The following is a 26,781-nucleotide window of genomic DNA, read 5'->3' on the forward strand; positions in this document are numbered from 1 at the left end:
ATCTAGGTTTCCCTAAATAGCCTCAAGCATAGCTCTTGGCGTAATTTAGGCAAGAAATGTTGTTTCTTGAAATCCAAAACTGCCGCGAGCATAGCTCTTGGCGTAAAACTGGCACGAAGCAGTGCTTCGTGAAACCCCAGTCTGGCGCAGGCATAGCCTTTGCCGTAATTTAGGCAAGAAACGTTGTTTCTTGAAATCCCTAAATTACTCCCATTCAATAGTTGCAGGTGGTTTAGACGATACGTCATAAACAACACGAGAAACTTCAGCAATCTCGTTCATGATACGTGTAGAAATCTTGTCTACAAGATCATAAGGAAGGTGTGCAAAACGTGCAGTCATAAAGTCCACAGTTTCTACAGCACGAAGCGCGATCACCCATGCATAACGGCGGCCATCACCCACCACACCAACCGATTTCACGGGTTGGAATACAGCAAATGCTTGCGCAGTTTTGTCATACCAGCCGCTTGCGCGAAGTTCTTGCATGAAGATGTCATCTGCTAGACGAAGGATATCTGCATATTCTTTTTTCACTTCACCAAGAATACGTACACCTAGACCTGGGCCTGGGAATGGATGACGGTAAAGCATTTCAAATGGAAGACCAAGAGTTGTACCTAAACGGCGTACTTCGTCTTTGAACAAATCACGGATTGGCTCAACCAATTCGAATGCTAAATCTTCAGGTAAACCACCCACGTTGTGGTGTGATTTAATCACGTGTGCTTTACCTTGTTTGCTTGCTGCAGATTCAATTACGTCTGGGTAAATGGTACCTTGAGCAAGGAAGTTCACACCGTCAAGCTTACGTGCTTCTTCAGCAAACACTTCAATGAATTCACGACCGATGATTTTACGTTTTTTCTCTGGATCAACTTCACCAGCAAGCGCTGTTAAGAAGCGATTTTCAGCGTCGGCACGAATCACGCGAATACCCATGTTTTTCGCAAACATGTCCATCACTTGCTCGCCTTCGTTCAAACGAAGTAAACCGTTATCTACGAATACACAAGTCAATTGGTCGCCAATCGCACGGTGTAAAAGTGCAGCTACAACAGATGAATCTACGCCACCTGAAAGACCCAATAGAACTTTTTGATCACCAATTTGCTCACGCAGTTGTTCTACGCGAAGATCGATAATGTTTTCTGAGTTCCACAAGTTACGGCAACCACATACACCATGTACGAAGTTAGACAATAACTCAGCACCTTTCGCAGTGTGTGTCACTTCTGGGTGGAATTGGATACCGTAGAAACGACGTTTTTCATCAGAAACCATCGCCACTGGGCAGCTTGGTGTGCTTGCAGTGATTTGGAAACCTTCAGGAATTTGAGTCACTTTATCGCCATGACTCATCCACACTTTTAATTGGTCTTTGGTATCTTCAAGATCACCAATTAAAGCATCACGGACTTTAATATCAACTTCTGCATAACCAAATTCATGCACAGTACCTGGCTCAACTTTACCGCCAAGTTGTTCTGACATGGTTTGTAGACCATAGCAAATACCTAAAACAGGTACACCAAGTTCAAATACAACTTGTGGTGCGCGCGGACTACCTTCTTCATGAACACTTTCTGGGCCACCTGAAAGAATGATCCCGTTTGGGTTAAATGCACGAATGTCTTCTTCAGACATATCAAATGCGTACATTTCTGAATAAACACCAGCTTCACGTACACGACGTGCAATAAGCTGACTATATTGAGAACCGAAATCCAAAATCAGGATACGGTCTTCAGTAATTTGGGTATTGGTAGTCATGGCAAACAACTATGCAGGCAACGAATATAAGCGCCGTATTCTAACATTTTTCTTGGACTTTCGCACACTATTCGGACAGGGGCAAAAACCACAAGCCAAACGATGTTTTTTACAACACATTTCAGGGCTTTATTGATTTACTTTAAATCAGCGATAGACATGAAAAAAGCGGCAGAACGCCGCTTTGATGGATGCTCGGACTCATGACCGCTTTATTTTGATTTTTCGATCCAATGATCAAAACTGAATTTACCTGCACCATGTAACATGAGAAATAATAAGCCGCCTGACATCGCCAAATTTTTCATAAAGTTAATGCCATCTTCTGCACCACCATGGAATAAAAATGCAGTGATTAAACTAAATACGGTTAGACCCAGTGCCGCAAAACGCGCTTGAAAACCAAACAATAAAGCTAAGCCACCACCCAACTCGACTAAAATGGTGATCGGAAGTAGCCCTGCCGGTACACCCATTGACTCCATATAACCTGCGGTTGCAGTGTAAGCGGTAATTTTGCCCCAACCTGCCACAATAAAAATATAAGCCATCAAAATACGTGCAACGAGACTGATTACCGCATTGATTTGCGGCTGTTGACTCAGATTTTTCACCACTAGATTTGGATTAAACATACTGAAACCTATTTTTAATACTGTTCAAAAGATGTGCTTAGATTAGGTCGTTTCTTATTCTCTTTAAATATGCTTTTATAATACTCATCATTCCATATATAGAACGATTTTACTGATAATTAATTACGTTTTAATACTGACTTTGCTGCCCCAGACTGATAGCATCAGACCACTATTTTACACATATAAGCCCCATGGAACTGATTGATTTTATACTACATGTTGATGACCATTTACTCGAGTTCATTACCAATTATGGCGTATGGATTTATGCAATTCTGTTCCTGATCATTTTTGTTGAAACCGGTTTAGTGGTCATGCCCTTTTTACCGGGTGACAGTCTTCTGTTTGCAGCAGGCGCGCTCGCTGCGTCAACAGGTGCCATGGATCCATGGGTTTTGGTGATTTTGCTGTTTATCGCTGCGGTCTTGGGCGACACGCTGAATTACCATATTGGTAAATATATTGGCCCACGTGTCTTTGAAATTGAATCACGCTTCATTAACCGTCAACATTTGGTCAATACGCAAAAATTCTTTGAAAAACACGGTGGTAAAACCATTATTTTTGCCCGCTTTATTCCTTTTGCACGAACCTTCGCGCCTTTTGTCGCAGGTGCAGGCAGCATGAACTATAAGTACTTCCTGACTTTTAACATGATTGGTGCGATTTGTTGGGTTGGCTCATTTATCACTTTGGGTTATTTATTTGGCAATATGCCCATCGTGAAAGATAACTTCACCCATCTGATCTTCGGCATCATTATTATTAGTATTTTACCGGGCGTGATTGGTTTTATTCGAGCAAAATTAAAGAAATAAACCGATGTGGTGAACACCTTTAAGCAAAAAAGCGTAAAACCACGGGAAACATACATAAAATCAGCATCAGGGCCGATCCTTTATACAGAAGATCGGCCTTAATTTTTTGGGTCTTACCGGCCAAAATCGTCCGTCCAAATGACATCCAAAACAATGCAACTGGTAGCAAAACCACGCTAAATACAGCGAAAACCAAAATAAAATTTAATGGGCTAGCCCAAGTTTCAATTGGGAAAATACCTGCAGCAAAAAGCAACGCTTTAGGATTTTTTAACGAGGAAATAAATAATTCACGTGGTTGAATTGAAGGATGTTTTTGATTGTACTGATGTAAATGCGTCGATTTCCACAAATGAAAAGCCAACCATAAAACATAGGCAATACTGAGAAAATGTAGCAAGTGAATTAAATTCGGCCACACTGGAGCGCTTAAATGAATAATCAACGCCCACAAATTAATGGCATAGAAATAGCCCAATAATTCTGCAGGAATCAGCATGCACGTCTTTGCAATGCCTTGTTGATGTGCAGAGCTTGCCATTAGTGCATTGCTAGGTCCCGGCGTCATCATCACCGCAATCATTGCCAATACAAAAAGCCAACTCTCAATCATAAATACCCAGACAATGTTTCAAAGCGCACACCTTAGCCGAAATGAATTTAAAAAAACAAGTACGCGCTAGGTCAGTTTTATCCTTGTACAAGTCAATGCACTCACGCTGAATGTTCAAGACCAGAAGGAAGTATTGAAATACACCAATAATATTTAATTTAATTTTTTCATAGATTTAAATATTTTATTGGCTCTAAACAGTGCAGTTTATTTGGCTCAAAAAAAATGCCAGTAGACGCCTCACCTACTGACAAATTTTATTACACTTTTCTCATAGCACAGGCCTAAGCCTCAGCTCATGATCCGCTTATGATTTTGCTGCGGTAGCCGAATTTGCGCGAACGATAATCGGACAACCTTTAAATTTTGCTGCCTGTACAATCGCTTCTTGCTCACCTAGAACGCGTGAAAGTTCGGTACGTTTGGTATTTGAAGATTGTCCCATATTGACCGAAATACTCGGACCAATGCCCCAACCTCCACGGCTGCCCCAGCCACCACCAAGGCCTACACCCACACCAACGCCTGTACGCTTCGGTGTTTCTACACCATTTTGAATATAGTCGTGGATTCGGTTGTATTCGCTTTGCAATTGTTGGCAACTCAAAGACTGATACTGTGTAGGTGAAACATAGCTTGGTTTTGGCGTACTTGCACATGCACCCAATACAACAGCAGTGAAAGCAACTAGACCACATTTAAGTGCATTCATACTTTTCTCGATACTACTTTTGCTCAATTTCATTGAACAATGATTGATAGGCTTGCGTCAATTTATGATCTGCAGCCAAATGGATTAAAGGTTGATTTTTATGATGAGATTCTTTCATCAGCACCGAAGGCGGTAACATGCTGTCCAATACAGGAAGTCCTTCATCTTTGAGTTGTTGTACAACTTCGCGCGGCAACTTCGCCTGTGCCTGAAATTGATTGACCACAATGCCTTCAATTTCTAAATGATCATTATGATCATCCTGCGTTTCTAACACATTTTCGATCAGGGTCTGTAAGGCACGTTTTGAAAACACATCGCAGTCAAATGGAATCAGCACGCGATCTGCCGCAATCAACGCAGATAAGGTAAAAAAGTTAAAGGCCGGCGGTGTATCAATAAACACTCGATCATATTGACCGCTCATCTGCTGCAAAGCATCGCGGAGTTTGTAAATTTTATGCTTAGATTCTAAGGCATGTGCCAACGCGCCTAAATTTGGACTGGCAGGAATCACATCTAAGCGTGGATAAGGTGATGCATGCACATAGCTTTCCAAACCTTTGGCACGACCTTTCAAAATCGAACCGATGGCATTTCCCAACAAACCTTTACTTTGTTGTGTCCCCAAGACTTCTTCAAAATAATTTTCAATATTGGGTTCAAGTGCAGGCTTATCTGCCGAATACGTCGCATCATCCCCCAACAAATATTGACTTGAATTGGCTTGAGGGTCGAGGTCAATCACCAAAGTTTTTAAACCTTGGTGCGCGCTTATCGCCGCTAAATTGACCGTAATACTCGATTTCCCCACACCACCTTTTTGGTTAAATACCACACGCGTACGCATTCAAAACCCTCTAATCTTTGTTTTTCTACTCAAGCCTTGAAATCGGCCATGTGGATAAGCCATTTATCCAAAAACTGGTTTGATTATAACCAATGTAATGATGAAAATAAGTGCAATAGCTGCAATAAATAAGCCCGCACGGCGCTGAACCAATAAAATACTGTCATCTTTTTTATACGCTTTAGATAAAGAAGACAGCAGCACCAAAAACAGCACAACTTTGGCATAGAACCATGGCTGCACATCAAAGTTCTTCATAAACAATAAGATAATTCCAGTCACGGCAATTAATGTCATTGAGCCATGTTGCAAAGCAACAAAAAACTTCCGCCCTGCCGGATTGGGTAAATTGCCCTGCGTCCCTTTAAACAACGTAAAAGCACGAATGAAAATGGCAGCACAGCCTAAAGCCACACCACACATATGAATGATTTTAATGATTAATTGCGTTTCCATGGCTCACCTTAAGATGACTTAGGTGCATGCGCACATTCAGGGCTAGTGGTGTCTTGACCTTTCCATTCTTCGGGTAAAAACGCATGAATGGCCAAGGCATGAATTTGCCCCGGACTAAGTAAATCACCGGCTGCGGCATAGACTTTTTGATGACGTTGCACCAAACGCAAACCTGCAAATGCCTCACTCACGATCACTGCTTTAAAATGCGACTCTTTACCTGGGAAATAACCTCCATGACCTGCGGACTCATTCACCACTTCAAGATGTGTAGGCGCTAATGTCTGTAGACGCTCAATTAATTGCTGTTCTAAACTCAAAACGGCTCTCCCAAATTCAAAAAAAGGTTCAACTGGTCTTAGTATAGCCTGTATTTGTTCAAGTTCTTGTGTCGCAAAGTTGCTGAAACCATCTGAATTGCATGATTTCATCAAAATGGAAGCCTTCGACCTGCAAAAATCTTCCAATTTTCAAACAAATTGTTTTTATTTTATGCAAACGATGCACAGTTTTTCATAAAGTTATTGACCTGAAAAATCCTTAATGTATTATACGTGGCTATGCGGGAATAGCTCAGTTGGTAGAGCATAACCTTGCCAAGGTTGGGGTCGGGAGTTCGAGTCTCCTTTCCCGCTCAAAATTTTTTCATTCGGTTTTTTATTTAAAAAATTGGATAGACTCCGCGGGAATAGCTCAGTTGGTAGAGCATAACCTTGCCAAGGTTGGGGTCGGGAGTTCGAGTCTCCTTTCCCGCTCCAAATTTTTTTCGATTCAGTTTTTTAGTAAAAAAACAGGATAGACTCCGCGGGAATAGCTCAGTTGGTAGAGCATAACCTTGCCAAGGTTGGGGTCGGGAGTTCGAGTCTCCTTTCCCGCTCCAAATTCAAAAAGCCCTCATCGAAAGATGGGGGCTTTTTTATCTATCGCTTACACCAATCAAAATCAATCTATATTTATTCAGTATGTGGAACATGGTTTGAGTCAGGTTCCACAAATATGAATAAAAATTAAAATTGCGTTAATAGGTCACACGGACATAATCACGATATTCAGGTTTCCAGAAATTCGCTTCAATCGCATGTTCGAGCACTTCAACGCTGACATTTGGCGCAACACCATCAGCAATCGCAGCCAACGCGACTTTCAATGCAATTTTCTTCGAAATATCCTGTAAATAATCCAAACTTGGCAATAAATCAGCATTTGGATCTGCCAATTTTGGTGAACAGTCCGCCAATGCCGTACTAGATGCCATCAGCATATTTTCCGTCACACGTTTCGCCCCAGATGCAATCACACCCAGTCCAATCCCCGGGAAAATATAGGAGTTATTGCACTGTGAAATCTGATGAATCTTGCCATGATAATTCACTGGTGCAAATGGACTACCTGTCGCAATCAGGGCCTTACCTTTGGTCCACTCGATAATATCTGCAGGCACCGCTTCGACACGTGATGTCGGGTTAGATAGTGGCAACACAATAGGCTGTTCACAATTTGCAGCCATCGTTTCAATAACCTCTTGGCTAAACAGCCCCGGTTGTCCCGAAACCCCAATCAATACAGTCGGTTTGGCATGTGTAACCACATCCAGGAGTGAGATGACCGAATCTGCATTTGCCCAATGTGCGACGTTATCCGGTGCTTGCGCAAGCTTGCGTTGGAAATCTAAAAGATTCGGCTGATTTTCAGTAATTAAACCAAAGCGGTCGACCATAAACACCCGCGCACGTGCTTGAGCATCGGTTAAACCTTCCGCCACCATTTGCTTGATGATCTGTTCTGCAATCCCACAACCTGCTGAACCCGCCCCTAAGAAGGTGACGATTTGATCTTTGAGCTGCTTGCCTGCTGCACGTGATGCCGCAATTAAACTTCCGACAGACACTGCTGCTGTCCCTTGAATATCGTCATTGAAACAGCAAATTTTATCGCGATATTTTTCCAGTAAAGGCATCGCATTTTTTTGTGCAAAGTCTTCAAACTGAATCAGCGCTTTAGGCCAACGTTGTTGAATGGCTTTAATCACGTCATCGACAAATTGATAATATTCTTCACCACTAATCCTAGGCTGACTCCAACCCATATAAATCGGGTCATTCAACAGCTGTTGGTTATTGGTTCCGACATCTAAAGTAATCGGCAAAGTATAGGCTGGACTGATCCCACCACACGCAGTGTACAGCGACAACTTACCAATCGGAATCCCCATCCCCCCAATGCCTTGGTCACCAAGACCAAGAATACGTTCACCGTCCGTAATCACGATCACTTTCACATTCTTTTTATTCACGTTATGAATAATTTGATCGATATGATCACGGTCAGGATATGAAATAAAAATCCCACGATGACGACGGTAAATGTCCGAGAAGCGCTGACAAGCCTCACCCACTGTTGGTGTATAGATGATCGGCATCATCTCACTGAGGTGGTTTTCAATTAAGTGATAGAACAATGTTTCATTGGTGTCTTGAATATTGCGCAGGTAAATATGCTTATTGATATCACTATTAAATGCACAATATTGCTGATAAGAACGCTGACTTTGTTCTTCAATGCTTTCTGTTACGTGTGGAATCAAACCGTGTAAATTAAAGCTCTTACGTTCATCTTCATTAAACGCAGAACCTTTATTTAAAAGTGGGAGTTCTAAAAGTGTATTTCCGGCATAAGGAATATATAAAGGACGTTTCGTTTTCAAATTTTCACTGGGCATTATTTAACTCGTTTAATTAATCTTTTGTTTCGCACTGCAAAAAGCGAAATGCACAAAAGTGACTATCTCGTTATTTGTTATAGCCTATCCTGATTCGAGTGCTTTGGGGCATTTAGTAAATTGATAGTAGTTTTAGTTAGATTTTATAATCTGATAACTCGATCATGCATCCAATCATCGCAACGCCTATTTGGGCTTAAACGTATACGACTTTTAGCGAATCTCAGAAAATAGCAAAAATAATTAATGATTAAATTTCAATCAATTAAATAAGTTCAATACAAAGCCCTAAATTTGGTAGGTCTTTGGTAGGTGTGAATTTAAAACATCCCTCGCAATACTCAGTTTAGGTGAGTATCACCCATAACAAATGACAATGAATGGTAGAAGGAATCGCACCATGGCTTTTAAAAATATTGCAGATCAAACAAACGGTTTTTACATCCCTTGTGTTTCACTTTTTGGCCCCGGCTGTGCTAAAGAAATTGGTGCAAAGGCACAAAATCTTGGCGCAAAAAAAGCGCTTATCGTGACCGATGCCGGTCTTTACAAATTTGGTGTGGCAGACACCATTGCCGCATATTTAACTGAAGCTGGCGTAGAAAGTCACATCTTCCCGGGCGCAGAACCCAACCCAACTGACACCAACGTGCATAGCGGTGTAGATGCCTATAATGACAATGGCTGTGATTTTATTGTCTCTCTCGGTGGCGGCTCTTCTCATGACTGTGCCAAAGGCATTGGCTTAGTCACTGCGGGTGGTGGTCATATTCGTGACTATGAAGGCATCGATAAAAGTACAGTCCCAATGACTCCACTCATTGCGATTAATACCACCGCAGGTACGGCATCAGAAATGACCCGTTTCTGTATCATTACCAATACTGACACCCACGTTAAAATGGCGATTGTCGATTGGCGTTGTACCCCTCTTATCGCCATTGATGACCCGAAGCTGATGATTGCGAAACCTGCGGCGCTCACTGCAGCAACCGGTATGGATGCATTAACGCATGCGGTCGAAGCTTATGTGTCTACAGCAGCCAATCCCATTACCGATGCTTGTGCTGAAAAGGCCATTGCAATGATCAGCGAATGGCTCAGCCCTGCCGTAGCCAATGGCGAAAACCTAGAAGCACGTGATGCAATGAGCTATGCACAGTACTTAGCTGGGATGGCATTTAACAATGCATCTTTAGGTTATGTCCACGCGATGGCGCACCAACTTGGCGGCTTCTACAACTTGCCACATGGCGTATGTAATGCCGTGCTGTTACCACACGTTTGCGAATTTAACCTGATCGCCTGCCCTGACCGCTATGCACGTATCGCACAGCTCATGGGTGTGCCAACCGACGGTTTAACGGTGACTGAAGCGGCTTATGCAGCGATTGCAGCAATCCGTGAACTGTCTGCTTCGATTGGCATTCCATCGAGCCTTTCTGAACTCGGTGTGAAAGAACAAGACCTCAGCATCATGTCTGAAAATGCGCAAAAAGATGCCTGCATGCTCACCAACCCACGTAAAGCGAATCATGCTCAAGTGGTTGATATTTTCAAGGCAGCGCTTAAAGCCAATGCCTCTGTGGTCGACTTCAAAGCAGCAGTTTAAGTTAAGCCTCAAAGGTCTTCATGTTTAAGTGACCCAAGTGCCTACATTACCCTTTGAGTCTGGTGATGTAGGCTTCAACTGAATCCATTTCACTTTTTATTTCAGGAAAGCGACCATAGATTGGTTGCTTTCATACTGAGGTCACTCTTTTTTAGTCGGTAAAACAGCATCGATTATTCATTTGACAAAAGCTCATGGCTCATCAAGGATAAAGCATAATGTCCAATAATATTGATGAGTATAATAATGAGCCATTCACATATTCAGTATCAACCTGACATTTTGGGCGCAGGTTATGAACAAGCCACGCTGACCTTCCCTGATGATTATGAAGGCCCAGTGGTTGCCACACTGGTTCGCAAAAAAGCAGCGGCTCCTACCTCCAAAGCGGTGCTCTATATCCATGGCTTTATCGATTATTTTTTCCAAACTGAAATGGCCGAACGCTTTAATCAGCACGGTTTCGACTTTTATGCCTTAGATTTAAGAAAATATGGTCGCTCAATCCGCCCGCATCAAAAATACTATAATGTGCATGCACTGTCTGAATACGATGCCGAAATAGATCAAGCTCTAGCGATCATTGCAGATGAAGGTCATGATGCCTTACTGCTTTGTGGTCATTCAACCGGTGGCTTAACCACCACTTTGTATGCGGCACATCATCAAAATCATCCTTTAATTCAAGCCCTTTGGGTTAACAGCCCATTTTATGATTTCAACATGAATCCAGTGAAACGCGCACTAGGTATTCCACAGCTGAGTAAATTGGCAAAAACCTTTCCCAATTTAAAATTTCCGAGTGAACTGAATAAATGGTATACCGCCAGTTTACACCGCGAACTCAAGGGTGAATGGGACTTCAATTTAGACTGGAAAAAGACCCGCTATCCAATGGTGTATTTAAGTTTCGTGCGGACAATTTATGAGGCTCAAAAAGAGATTCATCGAGGTGTCAGCCTAGATGTACCGGTCTTGGTCATGCACTCGCATCAAACTAAAAATCCCAAAAAATGGGGTAAAGCAGCGCAGACCAGTGATGTGATTTTAGGTGTAAAAGACATCCAAAAATATGCCAAGAAAATTCAGGGCGATGTCACCATTCAAAGCATACACAATGGCTTGCATGATTTAGTGCTTTCGGAAAAAACCGCGCGTGAACAAGTCTATACCCAGCTCTTTGAATGGCTGGCCAATAAAGGTTTTTAACAGCCCGAATGACATTGCAACTTACTGTTTTAATTTCAACAAGGTCTGATGTACGGGATGCGATCTCGGCATCAGCTCAATCAGGCGTTCAACCGCATCGATAGCTTCAGGGAAACGCGCGACATGTTTGAGTAGAACATCCGTTTCCTTGGCATTAAAAATCGCTTGGCTTAATCGTGACTCAAGACAATCGCGCCATGCCCCTAAAAAAGGACTTTCGGTTTTGGCCAAGAAAACCCCTGAACATAGTTTCAACGCCGAATCGAGATAACCAGCATCTAAGGCTTGCTCGGCTTGCAAAAAATCGGCTTCGACTTGTGCCAATAGACGGTAAGGACGTGAGCCTAACATGCCGCCCAAAATATCGCGTAGCTGAGACATTTCTGCTTTTAAAGTCCCGACGCTCACCTTACGTTCACCATATAAGGCTTGATGCAAAGTATCTAAGGTCATGCCTTGCGGACATAGCGCCAAGATGGTCAAAATTTCAATTTGCCGTGGGGTCAGCACCATCACTTTGCCATTAAATAACACTTGCGGCACAGCAAAGGCCCGAATGTACAAATGCTGTTTTTGAAAATCAAGTAAAGCCGATTGAATAATCGAAGCGCAGCGTTCAGCCGCAAGTAGCCCTAAACTATTGTGGTTTTTCCACACGGTGGATAAATCAACCACACCTAAAATTTGCTGTGTGTGTGGATCGATAATCGGTGCTGCATAGCAGACCCATTCATGTACAGACGGCATATAATGTTCATTTGAAAACACACAACTCGACTGTTGGGTTTTTAGAGACAACGCTAAAGCATTGGTGCCGACCAATTCTTCGCGCCATTGCCCACCTGCAATAAAATGCACACTTTCCGCAGCACTTTGCATTTGCCGACTCGACGCACTCCAAATAATCGTGCTACCTACATCGCCCACGGCAAGTACCATCGACGACTGTTCGGCAATGTGTTTTAAATCTTCGGCACAATGTTGCAAGGCATGATGCAATGCCGACTGTTGTTGACTTTGAGGGCTTAAATTTACCAAAGGCGCAGCACTCCGATTTTCCGGAATTTCTGCCTGCGCCGATCGCTGCCAAGAACTCGCAATGCTCTCATTCAATTGCGAGGTTTGCTGCTTTGACAGACTCATGCCCTGTCTTAACCGTTCGACATTCTGTCGTTTTTCAGATAAATCCTTCTGTATCATCATTCATTATTCTCACAACAATTCATGACTAAAAATCCGTTTCCCGGCTTTTGTTTTTAAGACTGAAAAAAAATATTGTAAACCTTCTTGTCTCCAACCTTTTTCCAACCTTATACAGGCTATGCTAATCAAATAATGTACAAAAGTACCTTATACCAAAGCTGTAGATTGCCACAGATGGGCAGCCCAACAAGATCATAATAAACAAGCAAAGGAAAATTCATATGCGTTATGTCGATCCTAATCAACCCGGTTCAAAAGTTCAGTTTAAAGCTCAGTATGAAAACCTGATTGGTGGCCAATGGGTCGCGCCAGTGAAAGGTGAATACTTTGAAAATATCTCCCCTGTAGACGGTAAAGTTTTTACCAAAGTGCCACGTTCTTCTGCTGAAGATATTGAATTGGCTTTGGATGCAGCGCATAAAGCCAAAGCCCAATGGAACGCCTCTTCCCCAACCACACGCTCAAATATTTTATTAAAAATTGCCGATCGACTTGAAGAAAACCTAGAGCTCCTTGCGGTCGCAGAAACCTGGGACAACGGTAAACCGATTCGTGAAACCTTAGCCGCTGATATTCCACTTTGTATCGATCACTTCCGTTATTTTGCCGGCTGTATCCGTGCCCAAGAAGGCGGCATTTCTGAAATTGATGAAAATACCATTGCTTACCATTTCCATGAACCACTTGGTGTGGTCGGTCAAATTATTCCGTGGAATTTCCCAATCTTGATGGCGGCTTGGAAACTTGCTCCAGCATTGGCTGCGGGAAACTGCATCGTGTTGAAACCTGCGGAGCAAACGCCTGTCAGCATCTTGGTCTTGGCTGAACTCATTCAAGACCTACTCCCACCGGGCGTGCTGAATATTGTGAATGGTTATGGTGTTGAAGTCGGTCGTCCATTGGCGACCAATCCACGCATCTCAAAAATCGCCTTCACAGGTTCAACCGCTGTCGGTCAAATGATCATGCAATATGCGACTGAAAATATCATTCCTGTGACTTTAGAACTTGGTGGAAAATCACCAAATATCTTCTTTGAAGACATCATGGACAAAGACGATGAGTTCTTAGATAAAACACTCGAAGGTTTTGCCATGTTTGCGCTCAACCAAGGTGAAATTTGTACATGTCCTTCACGTGCATTGGTACAAGAAAGCATTGCAGATCGATTCTTGGAAATGGCTGTCGAACGTGTCAAACGTATTAAGACGGGTCATCCACTCGATACCGATACCATGATTGGTGCACAGGCATCGCAAGAGCAGCAAGACAAAATTTTAGGCTGTATCGCGACAGGTAAAAATGAAGGTGCACAGCTGATTACTGGTGGTGACCCACGAAATGAAGTCGGTACAGGTTTCTATATTGAGCCAACGATTTTTAAAGGCACCAATGACATGAAGATTTTCCAAGAAGAAATCTTCGGCCCTGTGCTTTCAGTAGCAACCTTTAAAGACTTTGATGATGCCATTAAAATTGCCAATGACACGATTTATGGTCTAGGTGCAGGGGTTTGGTCGCGTTCAGCGCATACTTCATATCGTGCGGGTCGTGCTATTCAGGCGGGCCGTGTATGGACCAACTGTTATCATATCTACCCTGCACACGCAGCATTCGGTGGCTACAAAAAATCAGGGATCGGCCGGGAAAACCACAAAATGATGCTTGATCATTATCAACAAACCAAAAACTTGTTGGTGAGCTATGACACCAAACCAATGGGCTTCTTCTAAGCAGCGTTGAACAATACATGAGATAAAAAGCGAACTTCGGTTCGCTTTTTTGTTAGAAGCCTCTTCAATGAATTCATTAAAATTTCTTTTAAAAAGCTGCAAATTTTCTTATGCTTGCTAAACAAATAACTTTATTAATTAAAAATATTTAAATAGCTATGAAATATTGTGTCTCCTGTGGAGAAAAAGCATTAGTACAACATCACTTTTGTAGTGCCTGTGGTCATTCATTTGGTGATCAAGTGTCAGACAAACCTAAGCAAGCACGTTATCCCGCATTTGTGCCCAACCAAGATGATATTTCGACCTATGAACATCATCTCAAATACTTAAACAAATTAAGCTCTTTCCAAAGCAAAGTATTCTATCTTTTCTTCTTTGGTGCTTTCGCGGTCATGTTTTTTACTTTCACAAGTGTATTTTCAGGTTGGGCGTCTGTTTCCAAAGCATTTGAATCTATATGGCTATTTCCTTTTTGTATCATCAGTTGTATTGCCATAAAATTTACAAGTTTGGACTATTGGCTTGCTAAACAAATTTATGGTCGAAATTATCGTTATAAAGACAATGGATTAAGACTCGTTTACCAAGAGCTACCAAGCGCTAAAAATCATAAAGATGAATTTATCTGTATTTTTTGCGGCAATAAACGATTCTTTCGTAAAGGTATTTATGCAAGCGATTCATGCACCGTAAATTGCACCAAATGTCAGCATTATTTATATACGGAATAAAGCTTAAGTTTTTTAAGTTAGTACCCCCAAAAATAAGACTCAATACAAATGAAAGCTGAGTAAAAGTAGATGTAAGTAAGACAATCAGCCATGATCCATTCTATAATTTTACTTACATCTACAATAACTTCTGCATTCCCGTCCTAAAACTGGTGCTCATATTCAGTAGCATTCACTCAAGTATTCGTCCAATTAGGCTGATCGTGATGAAGCCTGTAAAGCCGCCTCAACAAAATGTAAATGATCAACACCCCAATATAACTCATCATCGACAAACCAACTTGGCGCCCCAAACACACCTCGTGCAATGGCTTCTTCGGTAATAACTTTAAGCTCAGACTTTACTTTTTCATCTTCAAGCCATGATTTAACTTGCTCTACATCCAATCCAAGCTCTTGCATCAATTGAATTAATTTATTGAGATCATTTAAATTGCGTGGCTGACCAAACATCGCGTTAAAAATACCCGTCAGTACATTGAGAAATACTTCAGGCTGAAATAATTGGACTGCGGTAATCAAACGCATCAACTGCAAAGTATTGATTGGAAAATACGGATTCATTTGCACGGGAATCTGCCATAGATCTGACCAGCGCTTAAGATCCCGCATGGAATAGCGTGCCTTGGCAGGCACAGCCATCGGACTACTGTTGCCAGTAGCTTTAAACACTCCACCAAGAAGCATCGGCTTCCAGATCAGCTCGGCTTGATACTGCTGTGCAATCTGTTGAATGCGATGAAAACCGATATAACTATATGGGCTGCCGACATCAAAATAAAATTCAATGACTTTCATGTTTTTCGTCCTTTTTTTGCTTATTTTCCTAACTGATGTTACGCACGTAAAAGTAACATCGTATTTTTTAAATGATTTTTAAGCCGATTTGACGGAGTCTTACATCCAGGGTTTAAATAAAGGGATTAGCCTTCGGCTGGAGGTACTTTTGTTTCGGCAAAAGTACCCAAAACCATTGTCATCCGCAAAACTCGTTCACTAGCGTCTAATTATTCAAAGTATCGCAAAAACATTTTTGAATAGATGTAGTCCTGTCTCAAACACTTGCGGATGACCTTACCGCGTATCGTTCTTTCATTTGAATCAAATTACGCTTACCAGCGTTCCATCCACGGTCGCAGATCTAATTCATGCGTCCATGCATCTCGTGGTTGCTGTGAGAGATGCCAATAATTTTCTGCAATATGTACGGGATTTAAAATACCATCTTGCGCTTTTTTTGCGTACAAATCGGGAAAAGTCTCTTTAATAAAGTCGGTATCAATCGCCCCATCAACCACCACATGCGCCACATGAATATTTCTAGGCCCAAGTTCACGCGCCATGCTTTGTGCCAAGGCACGAAGCGCATGTTTTGCGCCAGCAAAAGCGGCAAAGCCTGCGGCACCACGAACCCCAGCCGTCGCACCCGTAAAAATAATTGTGCCAGATTCACGGCTCACCATGCGTTTTGCCACTTCCCGACCCGTTAAAAATGCCGAGAAACATGCCATTTCCCAAATCTTGAAATATTTACGTGCGGTTTCTTCCAAAATACTACATGGCACATTGGCACCAATATTAAAGACCATGACCTCAATCGGGCCAATGTTTGATTCAATGTGCTCGATGAGTTCAATCACTTGCTCTTCTTTTCGAGCATCCGAACCAAAGCCAAAAGCAGTCCCTCCCTGCGCTTGAATTTCAACAATTAAGGGCTGTAATTTGTCGACATTACGCCGCGTCATACACGCAGTATAGCCACCACGAGCAAAGCGTTTGGCAATTTCACCGCCGGTGGCATCTCCTGCACCAATGATCAATGCCACACCTTTGACAGGCTTAGATATATGATTATTTTCCATGACGATCTCCTCGTGCTGGATAGTTTTTATATTCCATGTGCGATCAATTTTATTGAATAACGATCGTTACTATAACGAATACTATGTTATGGTTAATTTATCGTCAATATTATTTTCAAGGGGGTTGCAGATGCGTTACAAACCCGAATACAAACAACAAAAACGACAAGAACTACTCAACATTACGGGACAAATTGCGAAAAAAAATGGCTTTGCTGCAACAGGTGTTGACGGCTTAATGAAAGCTGCAGGTGTAACTAGTGGCGCATTCTATTCACATTTTTCGTCAAAACAGGATTTACTCAAAGCATTGGTTGAATATGAATTGCAGCAAAGCTTTAACATGTGGCAAAGCAACCCGCATCACAATGCAGCCGACTGGATTAATTTTGAGTTAGACCGTTACTTAACCCCTTCCCACCTTGAACATCCTGAACAAGGCTGTGTTTTGCCGACACTTGCGACCGAAGTAGCTCGTGCAGATGACACGATTAAACAGGCCTATGAAAAGGAATTACTGCGCGGTCATGCTTTATTTAGCGCACATTTGGCGAGTGAAGAAAAAGCTTGGGCCATGATGTCCCAATTGGTCGGTGCGGTTTTAATTGCACGGGCAATGCATGATCCCGAATTACAAAAAAGCATTTTGCAGGCCAATAAAATGATCATTCAAGATTATTTAGCTGCTCACTCAGCTGCATAAGTGACAATTATTTTATGTGATCCTTCATGTAGTTATGCGATTAAACGCTTCCGACAAACTGTCAGCTTCCTTTGGCTTAATTATTCAATATCCGTATAAGGTTGCCAATTTTTATGCTTTTCAATCGCTTAAAGATTGGGCATAAATGGCACAATTCAAATAAAGTCCTCTTTTCAAGGTTCTGACGACTGTGTATAACAATGAGCCATTAAAGGAAAATGATAAGCATAGGCAAAGAACGCAAAAAAACGTTAGACTATGCAACAATCAATGCAAGTAAATGTCATTCGAGACAAACAAAAAGGTGAAGATTGATGCCGCTTAATACTGTTGAAGAGCTCGTAGCTGATATTCGTGCAGGAAAAATGGTCATCCTGATGGATGATGAAGATCGTGAAAATGAAGGCGACCTTGTTATCGCTGCGACCCACGTACGCCCTGAAGATATCAACTTCATGATTACGCATGCGCGTGGTCTTGTGTGCTTAACGCTCAGCAAAGAGCGTTGCCAACAGTTAAATCTACCACTCATGGTAGATGCCAATGGTGCGCAGCACGGTACCAACTTTACCTTGTCTATTGAAGCAGCAAATGGCATTTCAACAGGCATCTCTCCTGCAGAACGTGCGCACACCATTCAAACAGCGGTAGCTGCACATGCTAAACCAGCTGACATCGTACAGCCAGGCCATATTTTCCCGCTGATGGCGCAGCCTGGTGGCGTCCTTCACCGTGCAGGCCACACTGAAGCCGGTTGTGATTTATCGCGTTTAGCAGGTCTTGAACCCGCATCTGTGATTTGTGAAATCATCAATGAAGATGGCACTATGGCACGTCGCCCTGATCTTGAAGTATTTGCTGAAAAGCATGGCTTAAAAATGGGCACGATTGCGGACTTAATTCACTACCGCATGACCAATGAGCAAACCGTTGAGCGCATTGATCAACAAACTTTAGATACTGAATACGGTACTTTTGAATTGTTCCGTTACCGTGAAATTGGTAACCCAGACATTCATTTGGCACTGGTTAAAGGCGAACCAAAACAAGGCATAACCACAGTCCGTGTACATGGTTTCAGCCCGGTTCGTGACTTATTAAAACTCAATAAACAAGATGGTGCTCCGGCGTGGAATCTCGATAAAGCACTGAAAGAAATCGCATCCAGCGATCGTGGTGTTTTAGTATGGATTGGTCAGCGTCATTTACAGGACTTAGGCCCTGCTTTAGAAAATTTAACTGCACCGAAAAATGTTAAATCCAATGCGGCACTGTCTCAGCAGTATCAAACCATTGGTGTGGGTGCACAAATTTTACGTGATTTAGGCGTGGAAAAAATGAAGCTACTCAGCTCTCCACTACGCTTTAATGCACTATCAGGTTTTAACTTAGAAGTGGTGGAATACATCACCGCAAATCAAACATCAGAGAAATAATCGAGGTTGCTATGGCAGTTCGCCGTATTGAAGGTATGTTACATCTCGCGAACGAAGACCGTTATGCGATTTTAGTTGGTCGTTTTAATAGCTTTGTTGTTGAACATTTGCTAGAAGGTGCCGTTGATACATTGAAACGTCATGGCGTATCAGAGGATAATATCACTGTTGTTCATGCACCGGGTGCTTGGGAACTTCCTGTGGTTGCAAAAAAACTTGCAGCTTCAGATCGTTTCGATGCCATCATCGCGCTTGGCGCAGTGATTCGTGGTAGCACGCCTCACTTCGATTTTGTTGCTGGCGAATGTGCCAAAGGTTTAGGCGTTGTTGGTCTAGACACTGGCTTACCAGTAATTAATGGTGTATTGACTACGGATAGTATTGAACAAGCGATTGAACGCTCAGGTACAAAAGCAGGCAATAAAGGTAGTGAAGCTGCCTTGACTGCTATTGAAATGGTTAACTTGTTAAAGGCTATTTAACGCTATGTCGCAAACACTTCAAGCAACTTATGCAGCAAAACGTAAAGCACGTCGCTTTGCTGTACAAGGAATTTATGAATGGCAAATGAGCCGCAATCCTGTCCATGAGATTGAAGCACGTACACGTGTGGATAATGCCATGCACAAGGTCGACCTCGGCTATTACCACGAGTTATTGACCGAGGTTGTTGCCAATCATGAAGCATTGGATGCGCTTTTAATCCCTGTGCTCGATCGTGAAGTGGACGCTTTAGATGGTGTTGAACTTGCAACACTTCGTCTTGGTGCATATGAACTCAAAGAACATCTTGAGATTCCATATCGCGTCGTGTTAGATGAAGCGATCGAGTTAGCTAAACATTTTGGCGGTGCAGACAGCCACAAATACATCAATGGTGTATTGGATCGTTTAGCGACTACATTGCGTGCAGCAGAAAAACAACAAGCTAATTAATTTTTTAAGTAGTACGTTGTATGGCTGAGTTCTCGATCATTGATACCTATTTTAATCGACAGAATATCAATTCTGTCGATTTAGGGGTCGGTGATGACTCAGCCTTGCTCACCCCTCCTCCACAGCAACAATTGGTCATCTGTGCCGATACACTGGTTGCTGGGCGTCACTTCCCTCTCGACACAAAACCACATGCCATCGGCTGGAAATCTGTTGCTGTCAACCTCTCTGACATTGCTGCAATGGGTGCCAAACCACACAGTATTTTATTGGCATTGAGCCTACCCCAAATTGATCATGATTGGCTCAAAGGCTTTAGTCAGGGTTTATATAATTGTTGCGATCAATTTGGTGTGAGTTTAATTGGTGGTGATACCACACAAAGTCCTCATCTGACGATTTCAGTCACAGCCCTCGGCTGGGTTGAATCGGGACAAGCCGTCCCGCGTTCAGGTGCCCAAATCGGTGATTATATCTGCGTCAGCGGACAAGTCGGTGATGCTGCATTTGGCTTAAACCATTTAGGTCATCGCTTACAGCACCGTTTAGATTATCCCACACCCCGTTGCTTATTAGGCCAACAGCTCAAAGGCTTAGCCAACAGTATGATTGATGTCTCTGATGGGCTCGCACAAGATTTAGGACATATCCTCGCTGCTTCACACGTCGGTGCAGAAATTGAATTAGATCAACTTCCTATCGATCACGATGTAAAACAATTACAACAAGAAAAGCAGTGGCAATACGCCCTCGCGGGTGGAGATGACTACGAGTTATGCTTTACAATAAGTCCGCAGAATTATAAAAAACTTCTGCAACTAGAATTAGATGTAAACATTAGTAAAATCGGTCAAATCACGCCTAATTTGGGAATCCGTTATAACAACCACGGTGTTGACCAAGTCATAAAATTTAAGGGATACCAGCATTTTGCATAAGCCAGCCATTAACTTTAAATCCATGTCTTGGTTTAACCGAGTCATCGCCTTTTGTGGCGTGGGATTTGGCTCGGGTCTTGCACCCAAAGCACCGGGCACCTTTGGCTCTGCTTTTGCTTTGTTGTTTATTCCAGGTTGGCTTGCAATCGGCTTTTTCAACTCCATTATAGTCATGATCATCATGTCGATTATTGGGATCTATATTTGCGGTCAAACCGCCAAAGTCATGGGTGTTCATGATGATGGCCGCATCGTATGGGATGAATTTGCCGGTCAGTCCATTACCTTCCTCCCAATTTTATATCTTGGGCAAATGAGCTGGACTTGGGCATTGATTGGTTTTGCGTTATTCCGTTTATTTGATGTCTGGAAACCGTGGCCTATTCGTGTCATTGACCGTCAAGTCGGTGGTGGCTTTGGCATCATGTTTGACGACATCATTGCGGGTCTTTGGGCCGCACTTTGCATCTGTATTTATTTTTATATTGTGTCTATGTAATAGAAACACCTAGGATTAAACATGTCTACTAGCGTTATTATTCTTGCTGCAGGTAAAGGAACACGTATGCGTTCACGTTTACCCAAAGTTTTACAACCCCTCGCAGGACAACCGCTGCTCGGTCATGTCATCAACACGGCGAAAAAACTAAATGCAGAAGAAATAATTACCATCTATGGGCATGGCGGTGAATTGGTACAAAACGCGTTTGCACATGAAAATGTCAAATGGGTTGAACAAGCAGAACAATTGGGTACAGGCCATGCAGTCAAAGTGACTCTGCCTGTCCTAGCAAAAACCGGGATTTCTTTGATTCTCTCAGGTGATGTGCCTTGCATCACTGAAGCAACATTACAAAAACTTTTAGATGCATCTGCTCAAACAGGCATTGGTTTAGTAACCTTAACGGTTAATGATGCGACAGGTTACGGGCGTATTGTTCGTGAAAATGGCAAGATTCAAGCCATTGTTGAACATAAAGATGCTTCTGAAGAACAACGTAAGATCAAAGAATTTAATACCGGTATTTATGCCGTGAGTAATGCCAAATTGCACGAATGGCTGCCAAAATTAAGCAATAACAATGCGCAAGGTGAATATTACCTGACCGATATCGTTGCCATGGCGATTGCTGACGGTCTCGAAGTGGCATCTGTTGAACCAGAACGCGCTTTCGAAGTGGAAGGTGTCAATGACCGCGTACAATTGGCTGCACTTGAACGTGAATTTCAAGCATTCCAAGCTAAACAACTGATGCAACAAGGCGTTCACCTGATTGATCCTGCACGTTTCGACTTACGTGGTACATTGACTGTTGGTCAAGATGTCCGTATCGATATCAACGTGATTATTGAAGGTGATGTTGAACTCGGTGATAACGTTGAAATTGGCGCAGGCTGCATCATTAAAAATACAAAAATTGCGTCAGGCACCAAAGTGCAGCCGTACAGCGTCTTTGACAGCGCCATTGTCGGCGAAGATGTGCAAATCGGCCCGTTTGCGCGCTTGCGTCCAGGTGCAAAACTTGCGAATGAAGTGCACATCGGCAACTTTGTTGAAGTCAAAAACTCAAGCATTGGCATAGGTTCAAAAGCCAACCACTTTACCTATTTAGGCGATGCAGAAGTAGGCGCAGGCTCAAATATTGGCGCAGGCACCATTACATGCAATTATGACGGCGCCAACAAATTTAAAACCATCATTGGTGATCGCGCCTTTATCGGCTCAAACAGCTCTTTGGTTGCTCCAGTACACATTGGGAATGGCGCAACTGTCGGTGCCGGTTCAACGATTACACGCGATGTAGCAGACAACAGTTTAGCGGTGGAGCGTTCAAAGCAATTTGCCAAAGAAAACTATCCGCGTCCGCAAAAGATTAAGAAATAAGAGGAATTCATTATGTGTGGTATCGTCGGCGGCGTTGCAGAACGTAATATCAGCAATATCCTCATCGAAGGTTTAAAGCGCTTAGAATATCGGGGCTACGATTCAGCAGGCTTGGCGTTGATCAATCAAAATCAAGTGCTGCGTGAACGCCGTGTAGGCAAAGTGGCAAATCTTGAACAAGCAGTGAATGAATCTAAAGTAACTGGCTCTCTTGGCATTGCGCATACGCGCTGGGCCACTCACGGCAAACCGACTGAAGAAAATGCGCATCCGCATCTTTCAGGCAATGCCGCTGTTGTTCATAACGGCATTATTGAAAATTACCAAGAACTAAAAGATGATTTGATTGCTCGCGGCTACGTCTTCACATCACAAACGGATACTGAAGTTGTTGCTCACTTGGTGAATGATGCACTCAAAACATCAAAAGACTTATTAGAAGCTGTAAATAAAGTTGTACCTCAGCTGAAAGGCGCTTATGCGCTTGGTATTGTTCATACAGATTATCCTGATGAGTTGATTACCGTCCGTGAAGGTTCACCGCTTGTAATTGGTGTAGGTATTGGCGAGAACTTCATTAGCTCTGACCAGCTTGCACTTCTTCCAATTACCAACCGCTTTATTTACCTTGAAGAAGGTGATATTGCGCGTTTAACACGTAATTCTATTGAAGTGTTTGTTAATGGTGTCATTGCAGAGCGCCCTGTTAAAGAGCTTGATGCAACGGTAAGCAATGCATCAAAAGGCGAATATAAGCACTACATGCTCAAAGAAATTTATGAGCAGCCTGAAGCAATCAAACAAACGATTTCACAGGCTTTAAATGGCAATGCGCTGCGTGAAGATTTCCTAGCGTCTGCAATTGAAGATTTTTCTAAAATTCAGCAAGTGCAAATTATTGCCTGCGGCACAAGCTACCATGCCGGCATGATTGCCAAATACTGGTTTGAACAGCTGATTGATTTACCATGCCAAGTTGAAATTGCCAGTGAATTCCGTTACCGCTCACCAGTGATTGTGAACAACACACTTTATGTATGTATTTCTCAATCTGGTGAAACTGCGGATACGCTGGCTGCGCTGCGCGATACCCAAAAACGCGCTGCTGCCAAAAACTTAAACATCACCACGATGACGATCTGCAACGTTGCAACATCTTCAATGGTGCGTGAAACCAGCCATAGCCTGCTGACGCTTGCCGGCCCTGAAATTGGTGTGGCTTCAACCAAAGCATTTACCACTCAGCTTGCAGCGTTAATGCTTCTTGTATTGAAAATTGGTCAAATCAAGAAAACCATTTCAGAAGAGCAAATTGCTAAAATTGTCGCTGAACTATGGCATACACCTAAAGTGATTTTAGATACCCTGCAAAACAATGCCGAAATCCTGCGTTTATCTGAGCTATTTGTAGAGAAGCAGCACTGCCTGTTCTTAGGACGCGGGACGCACTTCCCGATTGCGCTCGAAGGCGCATTAAAGCTGAAGGAAATTTCATATATTCATGCTGAAGGCTATGCTGCCGGCGAACTGAAACACGGTCCGCTTGCGCTTGTCGACAATGATATGCCCGTTGTTATTCTTGCACCGCAAGATGACATGCTCGATAAACTCAAATCAAACATGGAAGAAGTTCAGGCGCGCGGCGGCGAGCTGTTTGTATTTGCCGACGAGAACAGCGGAATTCAAGGCAAAGACCGCCAGCATGTCGTAAGCGTGCCAGCAGTTGATGCGGTTCTCGCACCGATTGTGTACAGCATTCCTGTGCAGCTGCTGTCATACCATGTAGCGGTGCTCCGCGGCACTGATGTTGATCAGCCGCGAAACCTGGCAAAATCTGTCACTGTTGAATAACTGAAAAGGCTGACTCTGTTCAGCTGTAATAGAGTAAAAATGTTTAATACTATGTAATAAATTTCTTTACTCTAAAATAAAGTTCCATACTTTTTCTATAATTAAAATATATTTAAATATTTTTCAATATATTAAGAAATAAGTATGGAACTTTTTTTATTTTTAAATGAATCAAAAATTATTTTGTTATTAGTAGTATGAAACTTTCTTTAATTAATACTAAAAATTTATTAATTAAAATCAGTTATTTATAAATCGTATAGTATGAAACTATATTACCTTACAATATAAAACACTCAACTCTGTCAATTCTTATCAAAATTCCCTCAAAACTTTATCCGAAGAGATAACTTTTTATACGGACTAGCTTTGTTATCCAAAGATTCATAGGGCAGAGCTACCCTTAATTATTCAACTTTAAGATGCAGCTTAGGTATGAGGACAGATTAATACTATAAATCTATTGAGTACTACTACATGTGCATACATCTCACTACTCTCACTAGAGAAGCTCCTTACTGGCAATTTATCGTCTAATAATTTGATGCGATGTATGGTGGCTTCCACCAAACCTTCGAAGACGGCACTCAGACCAGAGACCCTCCTAGATGTCTGACTGTTTTTCTTTAATGCCTTACCATATCCAAATAAATGCAGCTGGATAAATTTAAGCTTAAATCCCGAAGAATATTTTTCATAGAAGTAATATTTTAAATTTAAACTGAGCTAAAGAAAGTTCAACTTTTAAGGTGAGATTATCATGATTTTTTTTGATCGCTCATCGCAATATGCTTTTTTCTTCTACACAGCATTGTGTACTCTAGGGATGTCGCATCTCATCCGCAAAGTTTAATCAGACTTTGAACCAAACCTCCCCCGCTACTTAAAGAGACTTAAAATAGAGCTTTGATCATTGAATAATTGTATCAGAGTAGATTTGATTCTTACTTTATTTTCCTTTTGGCTGATCATACCACCGATTCTAAGTATGAAACCGAATGGAAAGATTGTCTGGGCTAACCAAGGATCCATGATAGGAAGACTAATTGGTTGTGCGAAAAATTTTAGGAATAGGCTTATTCATTTTGAGATTATATTACTCAATAAGCCTCCTATATGAGCTTTGTGTAACAAAGCCATACACAACTAACTTCTATGTTAAAAATATGAATAGACTAGACCTCTTGCGAAAGTAAAAATCACTTCCATATAAATTTCATGAGATATCAGAAATTAAACCGTTTTTCAGATTCTGAATTCAAACGCTTGGTTGGCGTACCTCGACAAGTTTTTACTGAGGTGGTAGAGGTTTTAGAAAAAGCAGAATCACTCAAAAAGAAATCAGGTCGACCTCATACTTTAGATATAGAGGACCAGTTGTTATTAACTCACCAATTACTTACGTAACTATAGCACTCAACTGGAATTAGCGGCAAATTACCATATTGCTGAAAGTAATGTGAATCGGACGATTAAAAAAGTTGAAAATGCATTGATGAAATCAAGACGTTTTACCCTGCCAAAACGAAGCATAACCACAGCAGAAGAACACTTTAACTGGGTCATTATTGATGCGACAGAATGTTCAATCGAACGCCTGAAAAAAAAATCAGAGTAAGTTCTATAGTGGTAAAAAGAAGAAACATACGCTAAAAGCTCAAGTGATCTATCATCCGAAGAGTAAACAAATCATAGGGCTAGATATATCGAATGGCTGTCAGCCTGACATTACACTGGCAAGAAAAACGGTTAAGAAATTTAAACATTGTGAATATGTTATGACCGATTTAGGGCACTACGGATTAGAGCAACATGGCTTTAAATTATTGATTCCCATGAAGAAAAAGAAGGATTTCCCCTTATTTAGTGTTGAGAAAAAGTACAATAAACTGATTGGAAAAATACGAGTTGTGATCGAACACATCAATAGTCAATTGAAAACATTTAGAATATTAAGTGAACGCTATCGAAATAGACGGAAAAGATTCGGTTTACGCATTAACTTAATTACTCCACTGGTAAACCGAATAAACTTGCAATAACAACTTTCGCAAGAGGTCTATTATTTGTAAGTAAATATCTATCTAAAAAATTATATAT

Annotated in this window: 24 protein-coding genes, 3 tRNA genes and 1 pseudogene; 17 read left to right on the forward strand and 11 right to left on the reverse strand. The window is 42.0% G+C overall.

Features of this window, described 5'->3' with window-relative positions; translation table 11 throughout:
- Nucleotides 1–204: 204 nt before the first annotated feature.
- Together guaA and FTU77_RS09920 are read right to left on the reverse strand one after the other, a co-directional pair.
- Nucleotides 205–1,773: a glutamine-hydrolyzing GMP synthase gene (gene guaA, locus FTU77_RS09915; protein ID WP_078194056.1), complete on the reverse strand. Its 1,569-nt coding sequence runs from the start codon at nt 1,771–1,773 to the stop codon at nt 205–207.
- 212 nt (nt 1,774–1,985) lie between these two features.
- Nucleotides 1,986–2,408: a DoxX family protein gene (locus tag FTU77_RS09920; protein ID WP_078191513.1), complete on the reverse strand. Its 423-nt coding sequence runs from the start codon at nt 2,406–2,408 to the stop codon at nt 1,986–1,988.
- A 194-nt stretch (nt 2,409–2,602) separates the two neighbouring features.
- Here FTU77_RS09920 and FTU77_RS09925 point away from each other — a divergent pair, with 194 nt between their 5' ends.
- Nucleotides 2,603–3,229, forward strand: a complete 627-nt coding sequence (locus FTU77_RS09925) for a DedA family protein (protein WP_180003550.1) — start codon at nt 2,603–2,605, stop codon at nt 3,227–3,229.
- A gap of 19 nt (nt 3,230–3,248) precedes the next feature.
- On the opposite strand, the gene FTU77_RS09930 is transcribed toward FTU77_RS09925, so the two are convergent.
- From FTU77_RS09930 to FTU77_RS09950, 5 genes are all read right to left on the reverse strand, one after another.
- Nucleotides 3,249–3,842: a LysE family translocator gene (locus tag FTU77_RS09930; RefSeq protein WP_168378830.1), complete on the reverse strand. Its 594-nt coding sequence runs from the start codon at nt 3,840–3,842 to the stop codon at nt 3,249–3,251.
- Between the two features lie 307 nt (nt 3,843–4,149).
- A complete protein-coding gene (locus FTU77_RS09935) occupies nt 4,150–4,554 on the reverse strand; it encodes a hypothetical protein (RefSeq protein WP_078191516.1) in 405 nt (134 codons plus the stop codon).
- Between the two features lie 13 nt (nt 4,555–4,567).
- Complete coding sequence (locus FTU77_RS09940) at nt 4,568–5,404, reverse strand: ParA family protein (RefSeq protein WP_180003554.1); 837 nt, start codon at nt 5,402–5,404, stop codon at nt 4,568–4,570.
- A 63-nt stretch (nt 5,405–5,467) separates the two neighbouring features.
- Nucleotides 5,468–5,860 carry a SirB2 family protein gene (locus FTU77_RS09945; protein WP_168378832.1) on the reverse strand — a complete coding sequence of 131 codons (393 nt, stop codon included), beginning with the start codon at nt 5,858–5,860 and terminating at the stop codon, nt 5,468–5,470.
- A gap of 8 nt (nt 5,861–5,868) precedes the next feature.
- The gene (locus FTU77_RS09950; protein WP_078191519.1) at nt 5,869–6,180 is read right to left on the reverse strand and encodes a BolA family transcriptional regulator; all 312 of its coding nucleotides are present in this window, start codon (nt 6,178–6,180) and stop codon (nt 5,869–5,871) included.
- 242 nt (nt 6,181–6,422) lie between these two features.
- On the opposite strand from FTU77_RS09950, the gene FTU77_RS09955 reads away from it, so the two are divergent.
- The 3 genes from FTU77_RS09955 to FTU77_RS09965 all read left to right on the forward strand — a co-directional run bounded on the left by FTU77_RS09955 (nt 6,423) and on the right by FTU77_RS09965 (nt 6,740).
- Nucleotides 6,423–6,495, forward strand: a tRNA-Gly gene (locus FTU77_RS09955).
- Nucleotides 6,496–6,542: 47 nt separating this feature from the next.
- A tRNA-Gly gene (locus FTU77_RS09960) sits at nt 6,543–6,618 on the forward strand.
- A gap of 46 nt (nt 6,619–6,664) precedes the next feature.
- Nucleotides 6,665–6,740 (forward strand) — tRNA-Gly (locus FTU77_RS09965).
- 138 nt (nt 6,741–6,878) lie between these two features.
- On the opposite strand, the gene FTU77_RS09970 is transcribed toward FTU77_RS09965, so the two are convergent.
- Nucleotides 6,879–8,579 carry an NAD-dependent malic enzyme gene (locus FTU77_RS09970; RefSeq protein WP_180003556.1) on the reverse strand — a complete coding sequence of 567 codons (1,701 nt, stop codon included), beginning with the start codon at nt 8,577–8,579 and terminating at the stop codon, nt 6,879–6,881.
- 400 nt (nt 8,580–8,979) lie between these two features.
- Between FTU77_RS09970 and FTU77_RS09975 the strand changes: the two genes are divergently transcribed.
- Both FTU77_RS09975 and FTU77_RS09980 read left to right on the forward strand, forming a co-directional pair.
- The gene (locus FTU77_RS09975; RefSeq protein ID WP_078191526.1) at nt 8,980–10,191 is read left to right on the forward strand and encodes an iron-containing alcohol dehydrogenase; all 1,212 of its coding nucleotides are present in this window, start codon (nt 8,980–8,982) and stop codon (nt 10,189–10,191) included.
- A gap of 246 nt (nt 10,192–10,437) precedes the next feature.
- The gene (locus tag FTU77_RS09980; RefSeq protein WP_180055692.1) at nt 10,438–11,400 is read left to right on the forward strand and encodes an alpha/beta hydrolase; all 963 of its coding nucleotides are present in this window, start codon (nt 10,438–10,440) and stop codon (nt 11,398–11,400) included.
- 21 nt (nt 11,401–11,421) lie between these two features.
- Here the strand turns inward: FTU77_RS09980 and FTU77_RS09985 are convergent, their stop codons facing one another.
- The gene (locus tag FTU77_RS09985) at nt 11,422–12,603 is read right to left on the reverse strand and encodes a transcriptional regulator (protein WP_078191528.1); all 1,182 of its coding nucleotides are present in this window, start codon (nt 12,601–12,603) and stop codon (nt 11,422–11,424) included.
- Nucleotides 12,604–12,824: 221 nt separating this feature from the next.
- On the opposite strand from FTU77_RS09985, the gene FTU77_RS09990 reads away from it, so the two are divergent.
- Entirely contained in the window at nt 12,825–14,336 is a 1,512-nt protein-coding gene (locus FTU77_RS09990) for an aldehyde dehydrogenase family protein (protein ID WP_078194071.1), read from the forward strand.
- A 242-nt stretch (nt 14,337–14,578) separates the two neighbouring features.
- Nucleotides 14,579–15,070: a hypothetical protein gene (locus tag FTU77_RS09995; RefSeq protein WP_180024783.1), complete on the forward strand. Its 492-nt coding sequence runs from the start codon at nt 14,579–14,581 to the stop codon at nt 15,068–15,070.
- 192 nt (nt 15,071–15,262) lie between these two features.
- Here the strand turns inward: FTU77_RS09995 and FTU77_RS10000 are convergent, their stop codons facing one another.
- On the reverse strand, nt 15,263–15,868 hold the full coding sequence (locus FTU77_RS10000) for a 2-hydroxychromene-2-carboxylate isomerase (RefSeq protein ID WP_180055693.1): 606 nt from the start codon (nt 15,866–15,868) through the stop codon (nt 15,263–15,265).
- 314 nt (nt 15,869–16,182) lie between these two features.
- On the reverse strand, nt 16,183–16,932 hold the full coding sequence (locus FTU77_RS10005; RefSeq protein WP_180022199.1) for an SDR family oxidoreductase: 750 nt from the start codon (nt 16,930–16,932) through the stop codon (nt 16,183–16,185).
- Between the two features lie 130 nt (nt 16,933–17,062).
- Here FTU77_RS10005 and FTU77_RS10010 point away from each other — a divergent pair, with 130 nt between their 5' ends.
- The 9 genes and pseudogenes from FTU77_RS10010 to FTU77_RS10050 all read left to right on the forward strand — a co-directional run bounded on the left by FTU77_RS10010 (nt 17,063) and on the right by FTU77_RS10050 (nt 26,723).
- Complete coding sequence (locus tag FTU77_RS10010) at nt 17,063–17,635, forward strand: TetR/AcrR family transcriptional regulator (RefSeq protein WP_180022200.1); 573 nt, start codon at nt 17,063–17,065, stop codon at nt 17,633–17,635.
- 314 nt (nt 17,636–17,949) lie between these two features.
- On the forward strand, nt 17,950–19,071 hold the full coding sequence (gene ribBA, locus FTU77_RS10015) for a bifunctional 3,4-dihydroxy-2-butanone-4-phosphate synthase/GTP cyclohydrolase II (RefSeq protein ID WP_180026167.1): 1,122 nt from the start codon (nt 17,950–17,952) through the stop codon (nt 19,069–19,071).
- 11 nt (nt 19,072–19,082) lie between these two features.
- Complete coding sequence (gene ribE / locus FTU77_RS10020) at nt 19,083–19,553, forward strand: 6,7-dimethyl-8-ribityllumazine synthase (RefSeq protein WP_067765591.1); 471 nt, start codon at nt 19,083–19,085, stop codon at nt 19,551–19,553.
- Nucleotides 19,554–19,557: 4 nt separating this feature from the next.
- On the forward strand, nt 19,558–20,007 hold the full coding sequence (gene nusB / locus FTU77_RS10025; protein WP_078191534.1) for a transcription antitermination factor NusB: 450 nt from the start codon (nt 19,558–19,560) through the stop codon (nt 20,005–20,007).
- Nucleotides 20,008–20,027: 20 nt separating this feature from the next.
- Nucleotides 20,028–20,945, forward strand: a complete 918-nt coding sequence (thiL, locus tag FTU77_RS10030) for a thiamine-phosphate kinase (protein ID WP_180055694.1) — start codon at nt 20,028–20,030, stop codon at nt 20,943–20,945.
- 22 nt (nt 20,946–20,967) lie between these two features.
- Nucleotides 20,968–21,444 (forward strand): phosphatidylglycerophosphatase A, encoded by a 477-nt coding sequence (locus FTU77_RS10035; protein WP_180055734.1) that lies wholly within the window; start codon nt 20,968–20,970, stop codon nt 21,442–21,444.
- Between the two features lie 21 nt (nt 21,445–21,465).
- Nucleotides 21,466–22,830, forward strand: a complete 1,365-nt coding sequence (glmU, locus tag FTU77_RS10040; RefSeq protein ID WP_180055695.1) for a bifunctional UDP-N-acetylglucosamine diphosphorylase/glucosamine-1-phosphate N-acetyltransferase GlmU — start codon at nt 21,466–21,468, stop codon at nt 22,828–22,830.
- A 12-nt stretch (nt 22,831–22,842) separates the two neighbouring features.
- Entirely contained in the window at nt 22,843–24,681 is a 1,839-nt protein-coding gene (gene glmS / locus FTU77_RS10045) for a glutamine--fructose-6-phosphate transaminase (isomerizing) (RefSeq protein WP_180055696.1), read from the forward strand.
- Nucleotides 24,682–25,899: 1,218 nt separating this feature from the next.
- Nucleotides 25,900–26,723: pseudogene (locus FTU77_RS10050) on the forward strand (IS5 family transposase).
- Nucleotides 26,724–26,781: the final 58 nt, after the last annotated feature.

Origin of the sequence: Acinetobacter sp. YH12142, from assembly GCF_013418435.1 — a bacterium.
Classification (GTDB): Bacteria; Pseudomonadota; Gammaproteobacteria; order Pseudomonadales; family Moraxellaceae; genus Acinetobacter; species Acinetobacter amyesii.